The sequence below is a fragment of the Sphingobacteriales bacterium genome, from assembly GCA_016700115.1.
Lineage (GTDB): Bacteria > Bacteroidota > Bacteroidia > Chitinophagales > UBA2359 > UBA2359.
This window is the reverse complement of sequence record CP064999.1, coordinates 5185510-5209153: the sequence shown is the minus strand read 5'-3', so window position 1 is coordinate 5209153 and position 23644 is coordinate 5185510. Positions and strand designations below refer to the sequence as shown.

Here is a 23644-nt window from a genome sequence, read left to right as displayed (position 1 = left end):
ACCCATCAGATTGAGTTACAAAACAAAACGAAATACTATTGGTTTTCAATTTTAATAATAATTAAACGAACGACATGTTAAAAATTAAATCGTACTTAATGTTTTTGTGCCTTAGCATTGTTGCAATTTTTGTTTCATCATGTGCTAAAATTTACTATAGTCCAGATGCTAAATCTTTAGCTTCTAAACATCAAACAATTGCGTTAGTTCCACCAACTGTTTCAATAGCAGCTAATAAAAAAGTAGATGGAGAAGCTATGAAAGAACAACAAAAGACTGAATCTTTGAATTTTCAAAAAGAAATGCATTCATGGTTGCTCAGGAGAAAAATGCAGGGTAAAATAAATCAAGAAATTTTGGATATAGAAACAACAAATGCAAAGTTAAAAAAATCAGGTTATCCTGAGATACCACTAACTTCAGCAGAGATATGTGAAGTTTTAGGAGTTGATGGGATTCTGACTTCAAATTTTGGTTTATCAAAACCAATGTCTGACGGAGCCGCTGTTGCTGTTGGTATATTGTTTGGAGCTTGGGGAGCAACGAACGAGGCAAGAGTTTCTTTAGGTATTTATGACTGCGACAACAAAAAACTAATTTGGAATTATGATCACAAATATTCTGGTAGTGTCGGAAGTAGTCCAGCTAGGTTAGTAGATCAGTTAATGAGACATGCCAGCAAAAACATGCCATACATTCGTTAATAATTATCCCCTGTGACCATAAAAATGCCCGCCTCCTTATAGAAGCGGGCATTTTAAGTTTAAGAGAATAAATTTACAGTGCACTAAAAGGTATTACTCAGCCACTTGTAAATGTCGTTTCCAAAGGCAAATACCATCAGACAAAGGAGCAGAATCATTCCAAACATTTGTGCTTTTTCGAGTACAGAATCGCTAATTTTTCGACCGGTAATGGTTTCGATAAAAATAAACATCACATGCCCTCCATCGAGTGCCGGTATCGGCAAAATATTCATAAAAGCGAGAACAAACGACAGCAAACCTGTTATTCTCCAAAAACGCTTCCAATCCCATTCACCACCGTAAATTCGGGCAATTGCTATCGGGCTTGCCAGATTTTCTCTTACACTCAGGCGACCCGTAAACATGAGTTTAAAGGCGACCACTTGAGAAGCAATCAAGTCATACCCATCTTTGAAACTGTAATGAAACGCACTTCCCCATGTATAGGGGGTAAAAGTATAAGGCAGCTCTAATTTAGGAACAAAACCAATGCGACCGAGGGAATCGACCTCAGAAACTAAGGTCAGGTTTTGGCCGTTGCGTTCAACTGTTACCTGTACTTGCCCTTTGCTTTTGGGTTTAAGAACTTCACTGATTTGCAAAAATCGGTCAATTTTTACCGAATCAATACTCACAATCCGATCGTCTTTTTGTAATCCTGCTTGCTCAGCCCCGGAACCGGGTTGCAACATTTCGACAAACACTTTTTCATACATCGGACTGACAAAAGGCTGCCGAATTTGTTCGTAAAAATTATCGGGAGTGTTTATTTTAATTTCAGTACCGTTGCGGTCAATTGTCAGTTCACTTCCGAAATATACTTTGGTTGAACTGAGTTCTTTAAATCGCTCAAATGGTTTGCCATTAATCGCAACAATTTTATCACCGGTTTGAATACCGATTTTAGTTGCCGATTCGTGTGCATATACTCCTTCTTTGTTTACTTCGCTTGTTGGCAGGTATTCTTTTTCGTAACGTGCCAGAAACATCGTGAAAATAAAGATACCCGCAATTACATTCATCACTACTCCGCCTATCATGACGATAAAACGCTGCCATGCGGGTTTTGCTCTGAATTCCCAAGGTTCCGGCTCTCCTAAAAGTGCCGATTTATCCTGTGTTTCATCAATCATACCTGATATTTGGACATATCCGCCTAAAGGCAACCAACCGATTCCATATTCAGTTTCTCCTATTTTTTTGCTGTATATTTTTTTGCCCCAGGCATCAAAGAAAATAAAGAATTTGGGAACGCGCATCCCAAAGGCTTTGGCGGCCATAAAGTGCCCTAATTCGTGTACAAATACCAATAATGAAAGCCCCAGAATGAGCTGTAAAACCATGATTAATGTTTCCATCAAGACTATTAAGTGAAAAGTGAAAAACTAAAAGTGAAAAAATATATTTAAGAGTTTGGCACTCTACATTTCAACGGTATGTAAACTTTTCAAGGAGTTAATTAGTTGAGCGCTTGTATCATTCTATGCTTTATTCTAAAAATGGATACTCTTTTTGATGTTCGATCAACTTTTGAGATATACCTTTTTTTTAGAAAAAATGGGCAATACGATTAACATTGCTAACCGAAACAATTTACTATTTCAGGTTCATAATACTAATTGACTTAACCTTTAACTACTACCACTTTCTTTTTTTTGGTAGCTAACAAACCCCAGCCCCCGCTGCCGAGTAAAAAGCCCAAAGCATACCAGATGCCATTATTATTTGGGGCATACATTTCTACATCTTCCCAAAAAATCATACCGACCAATCCGAATGGGGCAATAATACCGTGTAATAATCCGCCAAAAAAACCGTAGGTATGTCCAAACATACAAGGCTCGACCGGTTCAGTTTTGGCGCAACTGCTCATAAACATTGCGAGTAGCAGTAAAAAAGTTACAAATAAAGTTAGGATAAGCGGGCTTTTAGTTTTCATATAATTGAAGTATTAATTGTAAAGGAGGCAGGTAAATCAATTTTTCGACAGGTTAGTTATCAGTTGGTTTAGTTTGTTTTATAAGGCATCAAAGCTTCGGCTATTAACCGGTTATTGCTCAGACGGGGTACTTTGTTTTGTCCGCCGAGCTTTCCAACTGATTTCATATAATCTCTGAATGCACCGTTTTGAAGTGGTATAATCTCCAAAGGACGAAGAATGTTCCCTTTTATCAGGTCTGAATAGTAAACATTCTTTTGCTGTAAGGCTAAATCTACCAGTTCCGCTAATTTCGAAAGCTCTGCCGGTACTTCATCAAACTCCACAAACCACTGATGGCAGGATTTCTCGAATTCATGTTGTCCGATAAAAGGGGCTACTGTAAACTCCGTAATCCGTATTCCCAGTTCATGCGCTACAGATAATAAAGCGTGTTCTACCTCTTCGGCTATAACATGTTCACCAAAGGCAGAGATGTAGTGCTTAACCCTGCCTGTAACGGTCAACAGGGGTGGGTTTAAGGAACTAAACCTGACAGTATCGCCCAAGTTATAACCCCATAATCCGGCATTGCTGTTGATGATTATAGCATAATTTACCCCGGTTTCTACTTCGGCAAGTGAATACCGTTTAGGGTTGGGCGAACTGATTTCACTCAACGGAACAAATTCAAAAAAAATGCCTGAATTGACATTCAGCAGCATCCCGGGCAAATTTGGACGATATTGATAGGCAATGAATCCCTCTGAGGCCGGAAAGGTCTCTACAGTATCTACCATATCACCAATAGTCTGAAACAATTTCGCTTTATAGGGTTCAAAGTTTACCCCCCCATGTACCAAAACACTAAAATTTGGAAATAACTGACGGATGTTTTTACCTGTTTTTTCAATCAGCTTGTCAAAATACATTTGTACCCAAGGCGGAATACCGCTCACCAACCTGATGTCCTGACCTATTGATTCCGCAGCAATTCTATCTACTTTCTCTTCCCAATCTTCTATACAGTTGATTTCGTAAGAGGGCATCTGATTGCTTCGCCACCAGGATGGAATATGATGATTGACAATGCCGGACAACCTTCCGGTAAAAATTCCATTGGTTTTTTCTAAAACCGGACTGCCCGACAGGTAAACAAGTTTCCCATCGGCATATTTAAAGTTACCGCTCTGCCGGCTGTAAAGCATCATCGCATCACGCGCACTGTTAAAATGATTGCTGATCGAATCTTTACTTATTGGGATGTACTTAGTGCCTGAAGTGGTTCCGGAGGTTTTGGCAAAATAAAGGGGTTTGCCCGGCCATAGAACATTTTCTTCTCCGGTATATACCTTTTTAATATAGGGTTGTAATTGCTCATAGTCCCGAACAGGGATTCGTGACTGAAAATCTGTGTAATTTTTTATTTCTGAAAATCCATGTTCCTGACCAAACAGGGTATTTTGGGCTTTTTGAATGAGTTTATTCCGCCAATAGTTTTGGCAATTAATGGCAGTTTGTGCATTTTTTTCTACCATTGAGCTTAACAAAAAAGACAAAGGGGCGGTAAGTGTTGATTTTATTCCCATTTTATAAAAAAGCAGTGTTTAATCCGTTTTTGGTTTAAATCAGAAACTTGTAAATCTGGAATATCAGGACATTCAAGTTATAACCATTGCCCGATATAGGCCATACATAAATCAATGGTGGCTTCAACCCCTTTTTTGTGGGTGCGTTCCATGCCATGTGAAGCGGCAACACCCGGTCCGATGAGTGCAACCCTGAAATCGTTGCCCGCCCTCAATGCAGCCGAACCATCAGAACCATAGAACGGGTAAATATCAATCCGGTAAGGAATGTTTTCTTTGTCGGCTATCTGTACCAATTTTTTGCGGAATTCGTAATCATAAGGGCCGCTGCTGTCTTTGGCACAGATGGAGCAATGCTGTTCGCTGCCCTGACAGCCGGCACCGACTACGCCCATATCAATCACTAATAACTCTTCAATAGTGGCAGCGTATCCTCCGGCACCCCCGTGCCCGACTTCTTCGTAATTTGAAAAAAACAATTCGACCGGGGCTGTCTGTTTCGCTTCCGAAAAACGGCGGGCAATTTCAAACAAAACAAAGCAACCCGCTTTGTTATCCATAAACCGCGATTTGATATATCCCGAAGGCAACTCCTGATAACGGGTATCAAAACTGACAATATCGCCGGTCTGAATACCTAATTGCCGCACCTCATCGGCATTGTTTACCGGTTCATCGAGCCGGATATGCATCGTCTCAATGTTGCGTTTTGAATTTGCAGCTTCGGCATTTACATGGGTTGAAGGATTGTTGAGCAACAAAGTACCTGTAAAAACCCGTTCAGAAAGGGTATAAATTCGACAATATTCACCTTCAAAACTATTTAACAATGGGCCGCCGAGCAAGGATATGCCCAACGTGCCATCCGGGTTGATTCGTGAAACAATAGCCCCAAGTGTATCGGTATGTGCAGCTATCGCAAGTTTTGGAGTTTGTCCCAGGCTACATTTTACCGCTTGTTTGTTGGTTTTTTCAGGTTTCCAACCGTAAGAACTCAACAGATTGAAAATATAATCTCCGGCTTGCTGAGTAAATCCGGTTGGTGAATCAATTTCTACCAATGTTTTTAGCGTGTTGTAAGAAATCATTTGTCGAGCGTTAATACGTTAAAATGAACACACAAAGGTATAAAAAACCTGATTAGGTATTTATAGCAGATATGTTTAATCGGACAAGAACCCAGCCGGTTTGATATTTCGGGTTAAGTTCCTCCGCATAGCGTCAAAGCCACCCTGCATTAGCCTATTGTCCCCCTGCAGCACTATAAATTGCCTCTGCAATAACTGATTGCATCCCTGCAATACATTAAAGTACCTCTGCAATGCCTCAATGTACCGCTGCATAAACCTGATGTGTCCCTACAATGCTTTAAATTGCCTCTGCATTAACTTATTGCACCCCTGCATTGAGTCAGAATCCCTGTGCAATGACCTAATGTCCCCCTGCAACACTTTTAATCGCCTCTGCAATAACTCATTGCGCCCCTGTTTTAACTAATTGTCAACCTTAATTTTTGCGTAAAATCTTGTTTTTTTACAATTTTTGATCCGTAGGTTTTGTCTGTTTTTGATGAAAGGGCAGGAGTAATTTAAATTTTATCCTCGTGAGTGATTGGAGGGGATTTTTAAATATACTATAAATCAAATAGCCCGAGGCTTAACAAATTTATACAGGTTTAAAACTAACAACCGCGATTCGGAACAGCTTTTAGGTTTCACATAAACTGATTGGAATACAGGGCGCTAATATTTATTAAAATTGCAGAGTGTGCAAAATTTTCCAAATTAGATTTGATGGTTATCGAAAAGAAAGGAAAGAGAAGGTGTGGTACTTTTTCGCGAGTTCAAAAATTAACACGTTGGTAATCAATTGATTATACAGTTTCAATTTCGATGGTTCAAGTTCGTAAAATTTAATTCCATAAAACGCGGGTTGTCTGTGCTAAATACAGATTGCCCTTGTAAATAAATATAAACTTGATGAGTTTGAATTTTTTGTCAAAGATTTAGACTTTCACGGAAATGTGCCGTATAAAAATGATATGAATTAAATATTTCATTATCAATGAAAACATAAGGATGCCTGTTTAATACAATTTCTTATATTCATTTTTACGTATAAGATAACGTAATAGGGTAAAAATTGAGGTAATCATTAACTTTTTTAAATTTTGTTTTGCAAATTCAAGGCAAAGATTATTATATTGCAGCGCAGAAAAAATTTCTGAAAGATTCACTACATTTCACTTATTAACACATGCCTAATAAAGGGTATAGTCTTTCATACATACTCAGTATGCCAACCGGTGTACAGTATCATTCACTTTTCATTTTAAAATTAGCCTTGTATTTTACAACATAGTAAAATATGAAGTGCTATGTTAATGCGCTCAACCCTTATTAATAATACACTCAAACAATATTCTAATTTTTAAATCTTGATTTTATATGAAAGAATGTTACTCAATAAATATAGAAAAACAACTAAACAAGGGGTTAAAAGTTGATAAGTTAGGCGGTACTATATTATTAGTACTGACTTTTTTAATTTTCAACTTTATTCCGAGAGAGGTTATGGCGCAATGCTCTTGTTCAGCTTCTGATTATGCCAGTATAAATGTATCGGGCTGGATTGTTGGACAAAGTGGTACTATCACAGGATGCCAATGGGGAGGTGAACGCTCTACTGTTTTCAATACTGTTGCCGGTGCAGTTTATAGAATTTCAACTTGTGGTGCAAGCTATGATACACAGCTTTCTATATATACAACGGGTTGTTCTTACATAGCTTATAATGATGATAATGGGCCTGCCTGTTCAGGTGTTGCTGCATCTGTTCAGTTTACCTCTCCGGGAGGTAATTTGTATTCTGTGATGAATAGATATTTTTGTACTACCCAAAGTACTTGTGTTACAGTATCTATTACTTTGGTGAGTTTGCCTGTAGCTTACAACCCCTGCTCTTCTATACCAAATATCTCCGGATGTGGGGTGAGTGTTAGCGGTTCTAATTCAGCAGCAGCAGGCGCATGGAACTCTTACGGTGGTCCTTTTGGTGTTCCGGGTCAGGAAAAACTATGGACATTTACTCCTCCCACATCGGGTTCACATACTATCAATGTGACTTCATTAAGCGGAGGATATTATATTGACTTTTTCTATAAAACTGCTTCGATTGGCTGTAATGCAACCGGATGGACATATATTGATGATTTTAATACAACAGGAGCATCAGTTTCATTTACACTTACAGCGGGAGTACAATATTATATCATGTTTGATGATGAAGATCAAATTGCAAGTAGTGTTACCTTTAATATTACTTGTCCCGTTTATAATCCTTGTGCTTCCATACCAACATTAGCCTGTGCTACCTCTACTACCGCAACTTTTGCCTCCGGTAGTGGTGCGGGATGGAGCCCAGGGAGTTGTGGTTTCACAACAGGTGGGCAGGAAAAAGTATTTCTTTTCACAGCCACGAATACAGGAACTTATACCCTCAATCAAACTTCTTCATCCGGTTTTGTGGATTACTTTTATAAAGCTACCTCCGGAGGTTGCAGTTCAACAGGGTGGACATGTATTGATGATTTATCTGGTGCTGTTTCAGCATCCTTTTCTTTAACCGGAGGTACTCAATACTATATTTTGGCTGACCCTGAGTTTACTGGAGGCGGGTCTTCAACTTTTAGCATTACATGTCCGGGTCCGCCCTCCAACGATTTGGTATGCAGTGCAACAAGTATTTCTTGCGGTCAGACATTAGCAGGAACAACAGTGTTAGCGACTAACTCAGGCACCGGGGAGAACCAAACCTGTGGAATCTCACAAACTCAACCCGGCGTTTGGTATGTTGTAACGGGTAATGGTCAATATATGACAGCAAGTTTATGTAGCACGGCATGGGACAGTAAAATATCGGTTTATTCAGGTAATTGCAGTTCATTAACCTGTATCGGAGGTGTTGATGACAACGGACCTTCCTGTAGTGGCACAAGTGCTTCTTTTGGTTGGGCATCTACCAATGGGGTTACCTATTACATTAAAGTGCATGGATTTAGTTCAACCAGTGCTTTTAACCTATCTTTATCTTGTGCCGCAATTGCTTATTGTAATCAGGCTCAAGGCACTGCCGGATTTCCTCAAAACTTAACCTGCCAAAATGCAATTTGTGCTTTGGACTCTTATTGTTGTAGTACGCTATGGGATAGTATTTGTGCGACTGCTGCAGCCTCCAATCCGAGTTGTACCAGTTGTGTGAATTTGCCTTTATATCGTGCCACTATTCAATCTATCAATACAGGTGCGGCAAGTTGGTGCGCCGGAGAAACCCGTACCGTACAGGTAACCATTCAAAATACAGGTTCTGCAACCTGGAACAGTGGAGGTCCTACCATTAATGTTGGGGTGAAATGGAATACAAATGGAGGTTTTTGGACAGATTATCATGTTCGTACTTCTACCGGCGTGGTGAGTTACCTCGGAACGACTACTTTAAACTTAACTATTACCGCATCCAATGCCACATCCGGGCCTTCTTATGGCGCACCTTTATCGGTTGGCAGCAACAACCTTTCTTTCGATATAGTTGCCGAAGGAGTATGTTGGTTTGGTTCAAATGGCGGAGGCTGCGGGCCAGGCAACTCGGTTTTAACATCTCCTACTATAACTATCAGTTCACCTCCGGTTGCCAATGCCGGCCCTGATGTATCTATTTGCTCCGGTTCAAGCACTACTCTTAATGGCAGTGCGTCAGGCGCAACTTCGTTTTCTTGGTCTCCAACAACAGGGTTAAGCAACCCAAACATTGCTAATCCGGTAGCTACTCCCACTTCAACAACTACATATACACTAACTGCTTCAAGCGGAAGCAGTGGTCAAATCAGCTACAATCAATCATTTACTCAAGGTGTTGCCCCCACAACTCAGGCAACAGCATGGTGCACATTCCGCAGCCAGTTGCTATCTTCTTACTCTTATAGTAGTGTTACCATAAGAGGGTCAAATAATCCGACAGGAATTACACTAACCGACCCTACAATCGTGTTAAATTTAGCCAATGCTTTGCGTACTTCAACTAATTATTCAGGATCATTTGGTGGAAATACATGGAACGTTACTACAGGCTGCGTTGCCGGGTCATCGCCATGTAGTGGTTCTGTCGGAGTAGTTTTACATGTTAATAATTCGTCTTGTAGCTGTGATGGTGCAAACTCGACTTTTTATACGTTAAGACCCGAAATAAACAATGACGCATGGGGAGGAATAAATACAGCAAATTGCAGCTCTCCATCCCAAACGATGGAAGTTATATTTACCTATGGAGGAGGCGCGTGCTCTTCAACGGATCAGGTTGTTGTAAATGTTGCAACAAGTTTGCCAACAGCTCCCACCTCTATTTCCGGAACCACCTCTGTTTGTCCGGGGAATGCTACTGCACTAACCTCCAATGGTGGCAGTTTGGGTAGTGATGGGCTTGATGTTTGGTACGAGGGTGGATGTGTCAATGAAGCATTTAACCAGGGATGGCTTAATCAACCATACAGTACGCCCAATACTACGGTCAATGGAGTATCAAGTGGAATTTTGACCGTTACTTCTCTCAACAACGACCCTATGATTGATATGGCCGGTTTGGGCTCATTCAATCCTGTAACTTACCGGTATATTCAAATCAGGTATAGGGTAACAGCAGGAACGGCCGGAAATGCGGAGATATTCTTTTATAATGGCTCACACAACTATGCAGTAGGAGGAGAGTCTGCTACGGGAGCACTCATCAGCAATGGGCAATGGCAAATTTTAAATATTGACATGCACAATGATCCACAATACACAACAGGTGGCAACATTGTAGGCTGGCGTTATGATTGGGCTGCAAATACCGGGGTAACAATGGAGATAGACTTTATAACTTTGGCAGACCGCCCCATTATAGGAACCGGCACAACTTTAAACATTACCCCTCCAACCGGCAGTACTGTTTATGCAACTGCTAAAAAAGGAAGTTGCTCTACTACAAGTTGTGCCTCAACAACCGTAACATCAGTCGACTCCACCCTTCCTGCAATATCATGCCCGTCAAATATCAGTGTAAATACTTCTGCCGGAGTTTGTAATACAGTGGTTAATTATACTCCTCCTGTTGGAACAGATAATTGTTCCGGAGCATCTACGACAAGAACTGCAGGTTTAGCCAGCGGGTCAGCATTTCCGGCAGGTACTACAACAGTTACGCATACAGTAACGGCGGCAAATGGACAAACTGCAGCCTGTAGCTTTACAGTAACGGTAACCGATAATCAACTGCCGGCAATTTCTTGCCCAACAAATATCACACAGAATACTGCAAACGGACTTTGCACACAAACCGTCAATTATATTGCCCCAACCGGTACAGATAACTGTCCGGGAGCTTCGACCGCCCTGATTGGCGGGATGAGCAGCGGAAGCAGTTTTCCGTTTGGCGTAACAACTGTTACCTATAGGGTTACTGCAGCTAATGGTTCAACTGCTACTTGTAATTTTACCGTAACGGTAAATGATGGTCAACAACCGACAGTAACCTGTCAAAATTATTCGGTTTCAATTACATCCGGCGGACAGGTAGTCATTCCTCCTTCGGCTGTTTATAGTTCGGGCAGCGATAACTGCGGAACAGTAAATTTGGTATCCGTAGTACCGAATACTTTTACATGTATAAATCATGGTTCCAATTCGGTTACACTTACCGTGAATGACGGGCATGGGAATACCAATACCTGTTCAGCTACTGTAACGGTAAATGCTTTGCCATTGGACATTGCCCCTGTTGTTCAGAGTAGTCCGATTTGCAGCGGTACCGGAACCAATATACAGATTGCCAACTCTCAGTCGGGTGTCAGCTATCAATTGCGGAGTAATTTAGATAACTCACCGGTCGGTTCCCCTGTCATTGGAAATGGTGGAACAATCAATCTTCCAACCGGTAATATCACGATTGGTGTATCTACAGCTACATTCAACTACAATGTGCTGGGAACTCAAACCAATGGGTGCTTTCGACAAATGTCAACTATTGTTTCTGTTCAGGTGATTGCAAATCCTTCCGGTGGAAGTATTGCATCTTCTGCCTTTTGTTCCGGCGAATCGGTGACTTTATTTGTAAATGGTGTGAGCAATGCTTCTTCAAACGAGTATGTATGGACGTTGCCTGCCGGACTGACAGGAAGTTCTTCGTCGAGCAGTATCTCTGTTTCAGGGAATATTGCCGGCAACTATACAGTTACAGTTACACCCCGAAATGTGTCGTTGCCTGCAATTTGTCCCGGTACACCGGTTACAGGGGTAGTAAATGTTAAGCCTAATCCGGAGTTAACCATCACAAACAACACACCCACTATTTGTTCCGGGTTAAATACCAATATTGAGATAACTGCTGATGTGATAGGAACAAGTTTTAACTGGACCCGCAATAATACCGGTAACGTCAGTGGTACAACTGCCGGTACAGGCAGTCCTATCAATGTAACATTGACCAATCTGACGGGCACGCCACAAACTGTTACTTTTGAAATTACTTCAGTTGCAGGTGGATGTCCGGGGGAAATGGAAAGTGTCAACGTTTTAGTCTTGCCTACACCGACATTTACCATCAATAACCTGACTGCCACCCTTTGCAGCGGCGGTACAACTAATATTGGATTAACACCAACCGTAACCGGAACCACCTTTGATTGGGTGGTAATCAGCAACAACGGTGTAACCAATGCAGTTACTTCACAATCCGGAATAACCGGACCAATTGCCATCGTATTGAGCAATTCTAACCCGACCACAAGGACTATTACGCTTCAGATAACTCCTTATGCAAACGGTTGCCCCGGCTTGTCTTCTAATACTTCTGTTCAGGTATTGCCACAATTAAATATTGCAAATTCTGTTACTGCAATCTCACCGGTTTGTGACGGAGAGCCTGCTTTAGTAACCATTGGCACTCCTCAATCTCAGGTTTATTATCAGGCACGCCGTGCTTCAGACAACAGTTTGGTAGCAAGCAGTGCAGTTGGTTCTGGAAGTATCACGATTCCGGGAACCGCTTTGACCTATGCCGGCTCGCCCCATACCTTTAACATTGTGGCGGTCTCGAATATTTTGAGCACTTGTACCGCTGTGTTAAACAATCAAGCGACTATTACAGTGTTAGAAAAACCGGTTCCACCAACAAGCGTAACTGCCAATGGCCAAACTGCTTTAACAATTTGTCCGGATGCAACCGGTAATATCACCCTTTCGGCATCAGGTGGATACCTTCCTTCCGGGGCCACCATAAAATGGTATTCTCCCGTTTGTGGGGCATTAATAGGGAGTGGTAGTCCTTTTATTGTACCTGTACCTTCGGGCACTACAACCTATTATGTAGCCTATGATAATGGAAGTTTTGAATGTTCTACACCCTGTACCGGAGTAACCGTTACCGTTGAAGATATTATTCCCCCTGTTCCGGTTTGCCAACCGGCAACTATTTCCTTAAATTCCGGAGGTACTGCGACATTAAGCGCCGGTCAAATTAACAATGGTTCTACCGATAATTGTGGAATCCAGTCATTGCTTATCAATCAGACGACATTTACCTGTGCCAATATTGGCCCGAATACAATTACCCTGACGGTTACGGATAACAGCAATAATCAGGCAACCTGTTCGGCAACAGTAACAGTTCAGGATTTGATTGCACCGACATTGTCTTGCCCTGCTTCTTTTGCCTTGATAGGTTGTACCGGTATTATGCCCGATTTGACACAAATGCCGTCCATCGTTTTGGCCAATAGCGGTGCTCAGTTTTCAAATACACAAGGACAAAACAATTGGTTTTACGGGAAATATGCTGCCTTTAACACCAATGGCTTTCAACAGTTGCCTAATTGGACAGGGTTTGTATGGAATAATCCCGGAACCATACTCGATTTCCCACAATTGGATGCTAATGGCGGTCATCCTCAAATAGAAAATATGCATTGGGCGGTTCGTCGCTGGATCAGCAATTATTCGGGAACTGCTAATCTTCAGGTTCAGTTTTATGACAGAAATACAAGCTGTGGGGATGGTGCTCATGTCCGTATCTTCCAAAATACCACAGAAGTTTGGCAATATTTTAATATTCCGGGGGGGCTTCAAACATTTAACATACCACTGACCTTAAACGCCGGTGACCGTATTGATTTAGCAATAGATCCAAAATTTGATTCGGGTTGTGACGATACACATCTTACCGGCATTATCTCTGTTCCAAATCCTCTGATTGTTTCAGATAACTGCTCGGTCAGCAGCATTGTTCAGTCTGTAAGCACAGGAACTTCTTTGACCTTTGGTTCAAACCTTGTTAACCTCACAGCAATTGATCCATCAGGCAATCCTTCAGTTTGTACTATTGATGTAACCTTAGAAGATACTACTGATCCTGTGGCTTTATGTCAGGATATTTCTGTGACCTTAGATAATTCAGGACAGGCTACTGTTACGCCTGCAATGGTAAACGATATGAGTTACGACAACTGCGGCATAGCTTCTATGAGTCTTAATTATACAGATTTTGATTGCGACAGTACCGGAGACCAATACCTTACGTTAACAGTTACCGATGTTTATGGTAATAATTCCAATTGTGATGCTATTGTAACCATTCTTGATGAAACTAACCCTGTAGCTTTATGCAGCAACATTACCTTACAACTTGATGCATCGGGCAATGGAAGCATTACCCCGGCAATGATTGACAATAACAGCACAGACAATTGTACCATATCTTATATAGAGTTAGATCAAACAGATTTTACCATCAGCAACGTAGGAAACAATACAGTAACACTTACAGTGTATGACAACGATGGAAATCAGGATGACTGTACTGCAAATGTATTGGTTCAGGATGTTACCCCTCCGGTGGCTGTATGCCAGAATGTTTCTGTCAATTTAAATGCTTCAGGAACTGCTACAATTACCCCTGCGATGGTAAACAACGGAAGCAATGATGCAAGTGGGATTGGCGGATTAGCTTTGAATATTACGGACTTTGACTGCTCGGATGTTACACCGGTTATAGCTGATTTGTTTATTTCAGAGTATATAGAAGGCAGCAGCAACAATAAATGTATCGAAATATATAACGGGACAGGAGTTTCTGTGAACTTAAGCACCTATACACTTAGGGTTTACAGTAACGGTAATCTTTCTCCAACAAATATCAGTTTAACAGGAACAATCGCTCACGGGCAAGTTCATGTTATCTGCAATCCGGGTGCTGGGGCTGCATTTTTAGCTTTGGCCAATCAGACATCGGGAAGCATCAATTTCAACGGAAATGATGCGGTTGCACTGGCAAAAAGCGGAACAAATATTGATATCTTTGGCTCGATCGGCCAAGATCCGGATCCGGTTGCCACTCCAACTACAGGTTGGTCGCAGGGAGGCAACTCCACGGTTAATAAAACTTTGGTGCGAAATGCATCGGTCTTTTCAGGGAATACTTCAAATACTCTCAATTTCCCGGCACTTGCTACTGAATGGACTCAATATCCGCAAGACCATATCTCACAGCTCGATTACCATATAGTGAACGGGGTTAATTTAGTTTCCTTGACAGTTACCGACAACAATGGCAATACCGCAAGTTGTTCGGCTTATGTTACTGTTATAGACAATGTTGCTCCGGTAGCAGTTTGCCAAAATGTAACGGTTCAGTTGGATGCTACGGGCAATGGCAGCACAACAGCAACTGCGGTGAACAATGGCAGTAGTGATGCCTGTGGAGTTCAGTCGTTGTCGTTAAGTCAGACTGCCTTTACCTGTGCTCAAGTTGGTAACAGCAATACAGTAACCTTAACCGTAACAGATGTCAACGGGAATACATCAGCCTGTGTGTCAACGGTAACGGTTGTTGACAGTGTTAATCCTGTGGCTTTGTGTCAGAATGTTACCGTACAGTTAGACGCAACCGGAAACGGCAGTACAACTGCTGCTGCGGTCAACAACGGTAGCAGCGATGCCTGCGGTATTGCGGGGTTATCGTTGAGTCAAACCGATTTTAACTGTACAAATGTTGGCAACAGCAACCCGGTAACTTTAACGGTAACTGATGTTAACAATAATGAATCTACATGTAATACAACTGTAACAGTTGTGGACAACGTACAACCTTTGGCAATCTGTCAGGATGTTACTGTTTATTTATTTGAAACCGGCTTTGGCTTCACAACGGCATCGGATGTAAACAATGGCAGCAGTGATGCCTGCGGTATTCTAAGTATGGAATTAGATGAAACGACATTTACCTGCAATGATATTGGAAACGTGAATACTGTGACGTTAACAGTTACTGATATTAACGGCAATCAGAATACCTGCACTGCCTCCGTATCAGTAGTAGATAATATTTCGCCCATGGCGTTTTGTGTGAGTAATGTGACGGTTTATTTAGATGCTGGTGGTAATGGCAGCACAAATGAGACAGATGTCAATCAAGGCAGCAGTGATGCTTGTGGTATTCAAAGTATTGTTTTAAGTCAGACGGATTTTAACTGCAGTGAAGTAGGCTCTAATATGGAAACATTGTTTGTTACAGATATTAATGGAAATGTTAGCGCATGCAACCTTAATATTGTGGTAGTAGATAATGTTTCTCCGCAAGCACTTTGTAAGAATGTAACAGTTCAGTTAGATGCTACAGGAAACGTCAGCGTTCCAACGATAGCAGTTGACAATGGAAGTGATGATTCCTGTGGAATTCAAACATTGGCTTTAAGCCAATCAGATTTCACCTGCGCACATGTCGGAAGTGGCAACACTGTAACCTTGACGGTTACGGATAATAATGGAAATGCAAATACTTGTACAGCAACGGTAACAGTAGAAGACAATGTTGCTCCGGTGGCGGTATGTCAGAATGTAACGGTACAGTTGGATGCTACGGGCAATGGCAGCACAACAGCAGCAGCGGTGAACGACGGCAGCAGTGATGCCTGTGGAGTTCAGTCGTTGTCGTTAAGTCAAACCGCGTTCACCTGTGCTCAAGTTGGAGACAATATGGTTACACTTACAGTTACAGATGTCAATGGCAATAATAGCGATTGTACAGCAACTGTAACGGTAGAAGACAATGTTGCTCCGGTGGCAGTTTGTCAGGATGTAACGGTACAGTTGGATGCTACGGGCAACGGCAGTACCACAGCAGCAGCGGTGAACAACGGCAGCAGCGATGCCTGTGGAGTTCAGTCGTTGTCGTTAAGTCAAACGGCATTCACCTGTTCCAATGTCGGGCCAAATACGGTTACACTAACCGTAACAGATGTCAATGGCAACAATAGCGATTGTACGGCAACGGTAACAGTAGAAGACAATGTTGCTCCGGTGGCTGTATGTCAAAATGTAACGGTTCAGTTGGATGCTACGGGCAATGGCAGCACAACGGCAGCATTAGTGGATAATGGCAGTAGCGATGCCTGCGGCATTTTTAGTTTGTCATTAAACAATATGGCGTTTACATGTGCAAATGTAGGCAACGGCAACACAGTTACGCTGACAGTAACCGATAACAACGGAAATCAAAACCAATGTACGGCAACTGTCACTGTGGTGGATGGCGTTAATCCGGTGGCGGTATGTCAGGATGTGACGGTTCAGTTGGATGCTACGGGCAATGGCAGCACCACGGCAGCAGCGGTGAACGATGGCAGCAGCGATGCCTGTGGCATTTTTAGTTTGGCATTAAACAATACAGCGTTTACCTGTGCAAACGTAGGCAACGGCAACACAGTTACGCTGACAGTAACCGATAACAACGGAAATCAAAACCAATGTACGGCAACTGTCACTGTGGTGGATGGCGTTAATCCGGTGGCGGTATGTCAGGATGTAACGGTACAGTTGGATGCTACGGGCAATGGCAGCACCACGGCAGCAGCGGTGAACGATGGCAGCAGCGATGCCTGTGGCATTTTTAGTTTGGCATTAAACAATACAGCGTTTACCTGTGCAAACGTAGGCAACGGCAACACAGTTACGCTGACAGTAACCGATAACAACGGAAATCAAAACCAATGTACGGCAACTGTCACTGTGGTGGATGGCGTTAATCCGGTGGCGGTATGTCAGGATGTAACGGTACAGTTGGATGCTACGGGCAATGGCAGCACCACGGCAGCAGCGGTGAACGATGGCAGCAGCGATGCCTGCGGCATTTTTAGTTTGTCATTAAACAATACAGCGTTTACCTGTGCAAATGTAGGCAGCGGCAACACAGTTACGCTGACAGTAACCGATAACAACGGAAATCAAAACCAATGTACGGCAACTGTCACCGTGGTGGATGGCGTTAATCCGGTAGCAGTATGTCAGGATGTGACGGTTCAGTTAGATGCTACGGGCAATGGCAGCACCACAACAGTAGCGGTAAACGATGACAGCAGCGATGCCTGCGGCATTTTTAGTTTGTCATTAAACAATACAGCGTTTACCTGTGCAAATGTAGGCAGCGGCAACACAGTTACGCTGACAGTAACCGATAACAACGGAAATCAAAACCAATGTACGGCAACTGTCACTGTGGTGGATGGCGTTAATCCGGTAGCGGTATGTCAGGATGTGACGGTTCAGTTAGATGCTACGGGCAATGGCAGCACAACGGCAGCATTAGTGGATAATGGCAGTAGCGATGCCTGTGGCATTTTTAGTTTGTCATTAAACAATACAGCGTTTACCTGTGCAAACGTAGGCAACGGCAACACGGTTACGCTGACAGTAACCGATAACAACGGAAATCAAAACCAATGTACGGCAACTGTCACTGTGGTGGATGGGGTTAATCCGGTGGCGGTATGTCAGGATGTGACGGTTCAGTTAGATGCTACGGGCAATGGCAGCACAACAGCAGCATTAGTGGATAATGGCAGTAGCGATGCCTGCGGCATTTTTAGTTTGTCATTAAACAATATGGCGTTTACCTGTGCAAATGTAGGCAACGGCAACACGGTTACGCTGACAGTAACCGATATCAACGGAAATCAAAACCAATGTACAGCTACTGTCACCGTGGTGGATGGGGTTAATCCGGTAGCGGTATGTCAGGATGTGACGGTTCAGTTAGATGCTACGGGCAATGGCAGCACAACGGCAGCATTAGTGGATAATGGCAGTAGCGATGCCTGTGGCATTTTTAGTTTGTCATTAAACAATACAGCGTTTACCTGTGCAAATGTAGGCAACGGCAACACAGTTACGCTGACAGTAACCGATAACAACGGAAATCAAAACCAATGTACGGCAACTGTCACAGTGGTGGATGGAGTTAATCCGGTAGCGGTATGTCAGGATGTGACGGTTCAGTTAGATCCTACGGGCAATGGCAGTACAACGGCCGCATTAGTGGATAATGGCAGTAACGATGCGTGTGGTATATTTTCTCTTCAACTCAATCAAACGGCTTTCACCTGTGCCGATATAGGCACTAACCCGAATGTCGTTACATTAACGGTCTTTGATAACAATGGCAACAGCAGTTCCTGTTCTGCCAATGTAACGGTTGTGGACAATGTACTGCCTGAAACATTATGTCAAAATGTTACAGTTCTGTTAGATGAATATGGCAACGGCAGCACAACAGCAGCTTCCGTTGACAATGGTAGCAATGATGCCTGTGGAATACAGTCTATTGCACTGAGTCAAACGGTGTTCAACTGTGATGATGTAGGCAACAATTTGGTAATTTTAACAGCCACCGACAATAATAACAATATCAACACTTGCTCTGCAACAATCATTGTATTAGACAATGTTCCTTCTGTCGTTATTTGTCAGCACGTAACTGTTCAGTTAGATGTTTCGGGAAATGGCAATACAACAGCAACAGCAGTCAACAATGGCAGCAATGATGCCTGTGGTATTCAGTCTTTAGTATTAGACCAAACTGTTTTCTCTTGTGATGATGTTGGTAGTGGCAACACAGTTATTCTAACTGTAACAGATGTTAACAATAATACCAGCACATGTAGTACTTCGGTTACCGTTTATGACCATATTGCACCTGTTGCAAATTGTCAGAATGCAGTTGTTCAATTAGACAACTCAGGTCAGGCAACGCTGACTGTTGCTCAGGTTGACAATGGAAGTTCCGATGCTTGTGGTATTCAATCACTCAATTTGAGCCAATCAAACTTTACTTGTATTCATTTAGGAGGCAATACGGTAACTTTGACGGTACAGGATGTCAATGGTAATATAAATTCCTGTTCTACAACAGTTACTGTTGTGGACGCGATTAATCCGTTGGCTGTTTGTAAAGATGCAACGATACAATTAGATCCAAATGGATTTGGTACTGTACAGACATTTCAAATAAATAATGGCAGTACAGACAATTGCGGTACGCCTTTATTGTCGGTTGATCCGAACAGCTTTACTTGTGCACAGTTAGGAACTAATACAATTGTATTGACTGCAACTGATGCAGCAGGAAATACAGGGACTTGTTCAGCAAGTGTTATTGTTCAGGAAAATATCCCACCTGTAGCAAACTGCCAAAATCTCACGATTCAATTGGACTCAAATGGTTCGGCAACTATTGCTAACGATGCAGTTAACAATTTAAGTACAGACAATTGCAATGTCAGTTTCAGCACTAATCAAACTTCTTTTACCTGTGTTCATCTTGGCACAAATACGGTTGTTTTAACCGTTTCCGATTCATCGGGCAACAGCACTACCTGTTCAGCAGTTGTTACAGTTCAGGATTTGATTCCTCCATTGGCAGTTTGTCAGAGTGCGACAATACAACTCAATTCAATGGGTTCTGTTGTATTATCACCTGAATTGATCAACAATAACAGCACTGATAATTGTGCAGTTACAACTTCAAGTATCAGTCCTTCAAACTTCACTTGCAGTCATTTGGGCAGCAATACCGTTACGCTAACCGTTGGTGATGCAGGAGGCAATACCGGCACATGTACTGCTTCGGTAACGGTTCAGGATTTAGTTGCGCCTACAGCAGATTGCCAAAACATTACCATTCAATTGAGTTCTTTAGGCACTGCAAGTATCACCGCAACACAGGTAAACAACAACAGCAGTGACAACTGTGCAATAACGAGTATGAGTGTCAGCCCATTGAACTTTAACTGTTCAAATGTCGGCAACAATACGGTCACACTTACTGTCGGGGATTCATCAGGTAATACCGGCACTTGCCAAGCAACAGTTACAGTACAAGATATAACCATCCCTAATGCCTTATGTCAAGGAGTAACAGTGCAGTTAAATTCCGCCGGAACTGCGAGCATCACCGCCGGACAAATTAATAACGGCAGCAATGATGTTTGTGGAATTGCCTCGGCAACTTTAAACAACAGCAATTTTGATTGTGACGATCTGGGTGCAAATCCAGTCATTTTGACGGTTACGGATGTAAACGGTAACGTCGCTGCTTGTTCGGCAACGGTAACGGTTCAGGACCCGATACTTCCCGTAGCAATATGCCAGTCGGTAACAATCAGTTTAAACAGCTTAGGACAAGCAAACCTGTCTGCTTCATCGGTTAATAATGGCAGCAGCGATAACTGCGCAATTGCGGGGATGGGTGTCAGTCAAATTCTGTTTAATTGTTCACATACCGGTTTGAATACGGTTATTTTAACAGTTAACGATGCAAGCGGTAATACTTCAACCTGCTCAGCTGAAATAACAGTGTTGGAAACAATCACTCCGACTGCATTTTGCCAAAATACCACTGTACAATTAAATTCATCAGGAGTTGCAACAGTCTTGCCATCACAAGTAAATAATAACAGTACTGACAACTGTGGGGTATCGGGTTTGAGTGTCAGCCCTGATACTTTCGGCTGTGTCAATATTGGTGCTAACACGGTTACATTAATGGCAACGGACATCCATGGAAATACCGGTACATGCAGTGCTGTAGTTACGGTTCAGGATAATATTGCACCAATTGCAGTTTGTCAGAATATAGAAGTTTCTTTATCAGGGGGCGTGGCAAGTATAACCGGTTCACAATTAGACGGAGGTAGCAGCGACAATTGTTCAATTACAAGCATGACTGTTTTTCCTTTTACTTTTAGTTGTTCACAGGTGGGCAATAATAATGTTACCTTAACCGTAACTGATTCTTCCGGTCTTACATCAACTTGTTCTGCAACCGTCACCGTCGGCCCGATACCTTCGGCAGTAGCAAGCAGCAACAGTCCGGTTTGCATTAATGGGAATATTGAATTACTGGCAACTGGAGGAGTATCTTATCAGTGGAGTGGGCCGGGAGGATTTGCTTCAAGTGAACAAAACCCGATACGTACAGCAGCAACTTCGGCAATGAGTGGTATTTATATTGTAACAGTTACCAATTCTGCGGGATGTAACGTAGCTGTCAGTACGACAGTAACCGTAAATTCTTTGCCTGTACCTACTATTAGCGGTACGTTAAGTTTATGTCAAGGGTCAACAATTAGTCTGAACGCTAACGGAGGCTCGACTTATGAATGGGAAGGCCCGGAAGGATTTACCGGCAGCGGAATGTCTGTCAATATTCCAAACGCTACCCCGCTTATGTCCGGGATTTACTTTGTTACAACAACCAACATTAATGGATGTAGTAGTGTTGGCAGTGCTTCGGTAACTGTACATGCTCCGCCGGTTGCCAATGTAACAGGAACAAGCAGCGTTTGTACCGGAGGTAGTATTGCCTTATCTGCTACCGGCGGTGCTTTGTATAACTGGAGTGGACCAAACGGATTTACAGGTAATGGTTCAAATGTAGCAGTTAGCATTGCCACTCTTGCAGCAAATGGCATTTATAATGTTACGGTAACGAGCAGTGCCGGATGTACCTCAACAGCAAGCCATTCAGTAACGGTTAACCCGCCTCCGGTTGTCAGTGCCGGAAGCAACAGCCCGGTTTGTGTAGGTGCTACCTTAAACCTTAATGCAACAGGAGGAGTAAATTATCTTTGGTCTGGACCTACAGGTTTTAGTTCGACTTTACAAAGTCCAAGCAGAACGCCTGTTGTATCAGGAACTTATCATGTTACGATCACTGATGCTAACGGTTGCAGCAATACAGCAAGTACAACTGTGAATACTTTGGCATTACCCAACCCGATTGTAACCGGAGCTACTAGTTTATGTGAAGGAAGTACTATTTCATTAACTGCAACCGGTGGTATTGGTTTTGAATGGAACGGTCCCAATGGATATACCGGAACAGGGGCAACTATTTCAATCACCAATGCTCCTTCAGCTATGAGTGGTGTTTATATAGTTACGGTTACCAATGCTGCGGGTTGTACTGCTTCAGCAAGCAGAACAGTAACTGTTCATGCACTTCCTCTTGCGACAGCCACAAGCAACAGCCCTGTCTGTTCAGGGTCAGCAATTAACCTTTTTGCAAGCGGAGGGACGAGTTATCTTTGGAACGGACCGGGTGGATACGCATCATCCTCTCAAAACCCGGTACGAAGCGGTGCCACCTCTCTTATGGCAGGTATTTATACTGTAACTGTAACAAGTACAGGAGGCTGTACTGCTTCATCCAGTACCGAAGTGATGGTCAACAGTTGCGGTTCGCCATTAGTCATCACTTCAGTTATCATCACCAAAAATACGAGTATGACAATTCTCGGTAACGGTGCTATCACACTCAATGTTTCTGGTGGTGTGCCTTGTATCGGATCAGCCTATTATACATATTCTTGGTCACCTGCTACCGGTACCATGAATTCTTCCGCTGACAACCATATCTACAGTGGACTGAGTTCCGGCTTTTACACGGTTACTATAACAGATTGTGGTGGTAACAGTATTACACAGACATTCTATGTGGCAAATGGAATTCGTGGATTTAAAACCGCTGAAGAAGGAAGCGAATTTGAAGCATATCCAAATCCAACTAACGGTCAAACGACAATTTCATTTACCACTCCTCTCGAAGAACTGTTGAAGTTATCTGTTTTTGCAGTTGATGGAAAGGAAGTTGAAACCTTGTTTGAGGGTATAGCTTCAGCAAATACGGGCTATTCTTTCTCTTATGATATGGAAGCACTTCCATCAGGGACCTACTATGCTGTGCTTCGAAAGTCTGACGGATCAAGCCTTCAAATCAGACTGATGTTGGTCAGATAGTTTTGCTTAATCCATTCATAATCTGCTGTTTGCAGTAAGCAGTAAGTTATTACAATGGATAAATTTTAATTTTAACACGCAAAAATTAAGCCCCTCTGTTTTGTATTGTACTTCAAGACAGGGGGCATTTTGTTGAAAAACAGATATGTTTGAATAGGTTGACTTGATTTGGAGATATCAATATCAAAAGGGCATTCATAAACAAGACCAATTCGGCAAGTAAATGCATTTCAC

Annotated in this window: 6 protein-coding genes; 2 read left to right on the top strand and 4 right to left on the bottom strand. The window is 42.5% G+C overall.

Features of this window, described 5'->3' with window-relative positions:
- Nucleotides 1–74 precede the first annotated feature (74 nt).
- Complete coding sequence (locus IPM47_18600) at nucleotides 75–704, top strand: hypothetical protein (protein ID QQS28827.1); 630 nt, start codon at nucleotides 75–77, stop codon at nucleotides 702–704.
- Between the two features lie 83 nt (nucleotides 705–787).
- Here IPM47_18600 and rseP read toward each other — a convergent pair whose 3' ends face one another.
- The 4 genes from rseP to IPM47_18580 all read right to left on the bottom strand — a co-directional run bounded on the left by rseP (nucleotide 788) and on the right by IPM47_18580 (nucleotide 5341).
- Entirely contained in the window at nucleotides 788–2089 is a 1302-nt protein-coding gene (gene rseP, locus IPM47_18595; protein QQS31526.1) for an RIP metalloprotease RseP, read from the bottom strand.
- A gap of 281 nt (nucleotides 2090–2370) precedes the next feature.
- Nucleotides 2371–2685, bottom strand: a complete 315-nt coding sequence (locus IPM47_18590) for an LPXTG cell wall anchor domain-containing protein (protein ID QQS28826.1) — start codon at nucleotides 2683–2685, stop codon at nucleotides 2371–2373.
- Between the two features lie 68 nt (nucleotides 2686–2753).
- The gene (locus IPM47_18585) at nucleotides 2754–4253 is read right to left on the bottom strand and encodes a GH3 auxin-responsive promoter family protein (protein QQS28825.1); all 1500 of its coding nucleotides are present in this window, start codon (nucleotides 4251–4253) and stop codon (nucleotides 2754–2756) included.
- A gap of 77 nt (nucleotides 4254–4330) precedes the next feature.
- Nucleotides 4331–5341 (bottom strand): M42 family metallopeptidase, encoded by a 1011-nt coding sequence (locus IPM47_18580; protein ID QQS28824.1) that lies wholly within the window; start codon nucleotides 5339–5341, stop codon nucleotides 4331–4333.
- A gap of 1359 nt (nucleotides 5342–6700) precedes the next feature.
- On the opposite strand from IPM47_18580, the gene IPM47_18575 reads away from it, so the two are divergent.
- Nucleotides 6701–23410, top strand: a complete 16710-nt coding sequence (locus tag IPM47_18575) for an HYR domain-containing protein (protein ID QQS28823.1) — start codon at nucleotides 6701–6703, stop codon at nucleotides 23408–23410.
- Nucleotides 23411–23644: the final 234 nt, after the last annotated feature.

What these genes read in the sequence shown, in the direction of transcription:
- IPM47_18600 (QQS28827.1), top strand. Translation starts at nt 75, where the DNA reads ATGTTAAAAATTAAATCGTACTTAATGTTTTTGTGCCTTAGCATTGTT.
- rseP (QQS31526.1), bottom strand. Translation starts at nt 2,089, where the DNA reads ATGGTTTTACAGCTCATTCTGGGGCTTTCATTATTGGTATTTGTACAC.
- IPM47_18590 (QQS28826.1), bottom strand. Translation starts at nt 2,685, where the DNA reads ATGAAAACTAAAAGCCCGCTTATCCTAACTTTATTTGTAACTTTTTTA.
- IPM47_18585 (QQS28825.1), bottom strand. Translation starts at nt 4,253, where the DNA reads ATGGGAATAAAATCAACACTTACCGCCCCTTTGTCTTTTTTGTTAAGC.
- IPM47_18580 (QQS28824.1), bottom strand. Translation starts at nt 5,341, where the DNA reads ATGATTTCTTACAACACGCTAAAAACATTGGTAGAAATTGATTCACCA.
- IPM47_18575 (QQS28823.1), top strand. Translation starts at nt 6,701, where the DNA reads ATGAAAGAATGTTACTCAATAAATATAGAAAAACAACTAAACAAGGGG.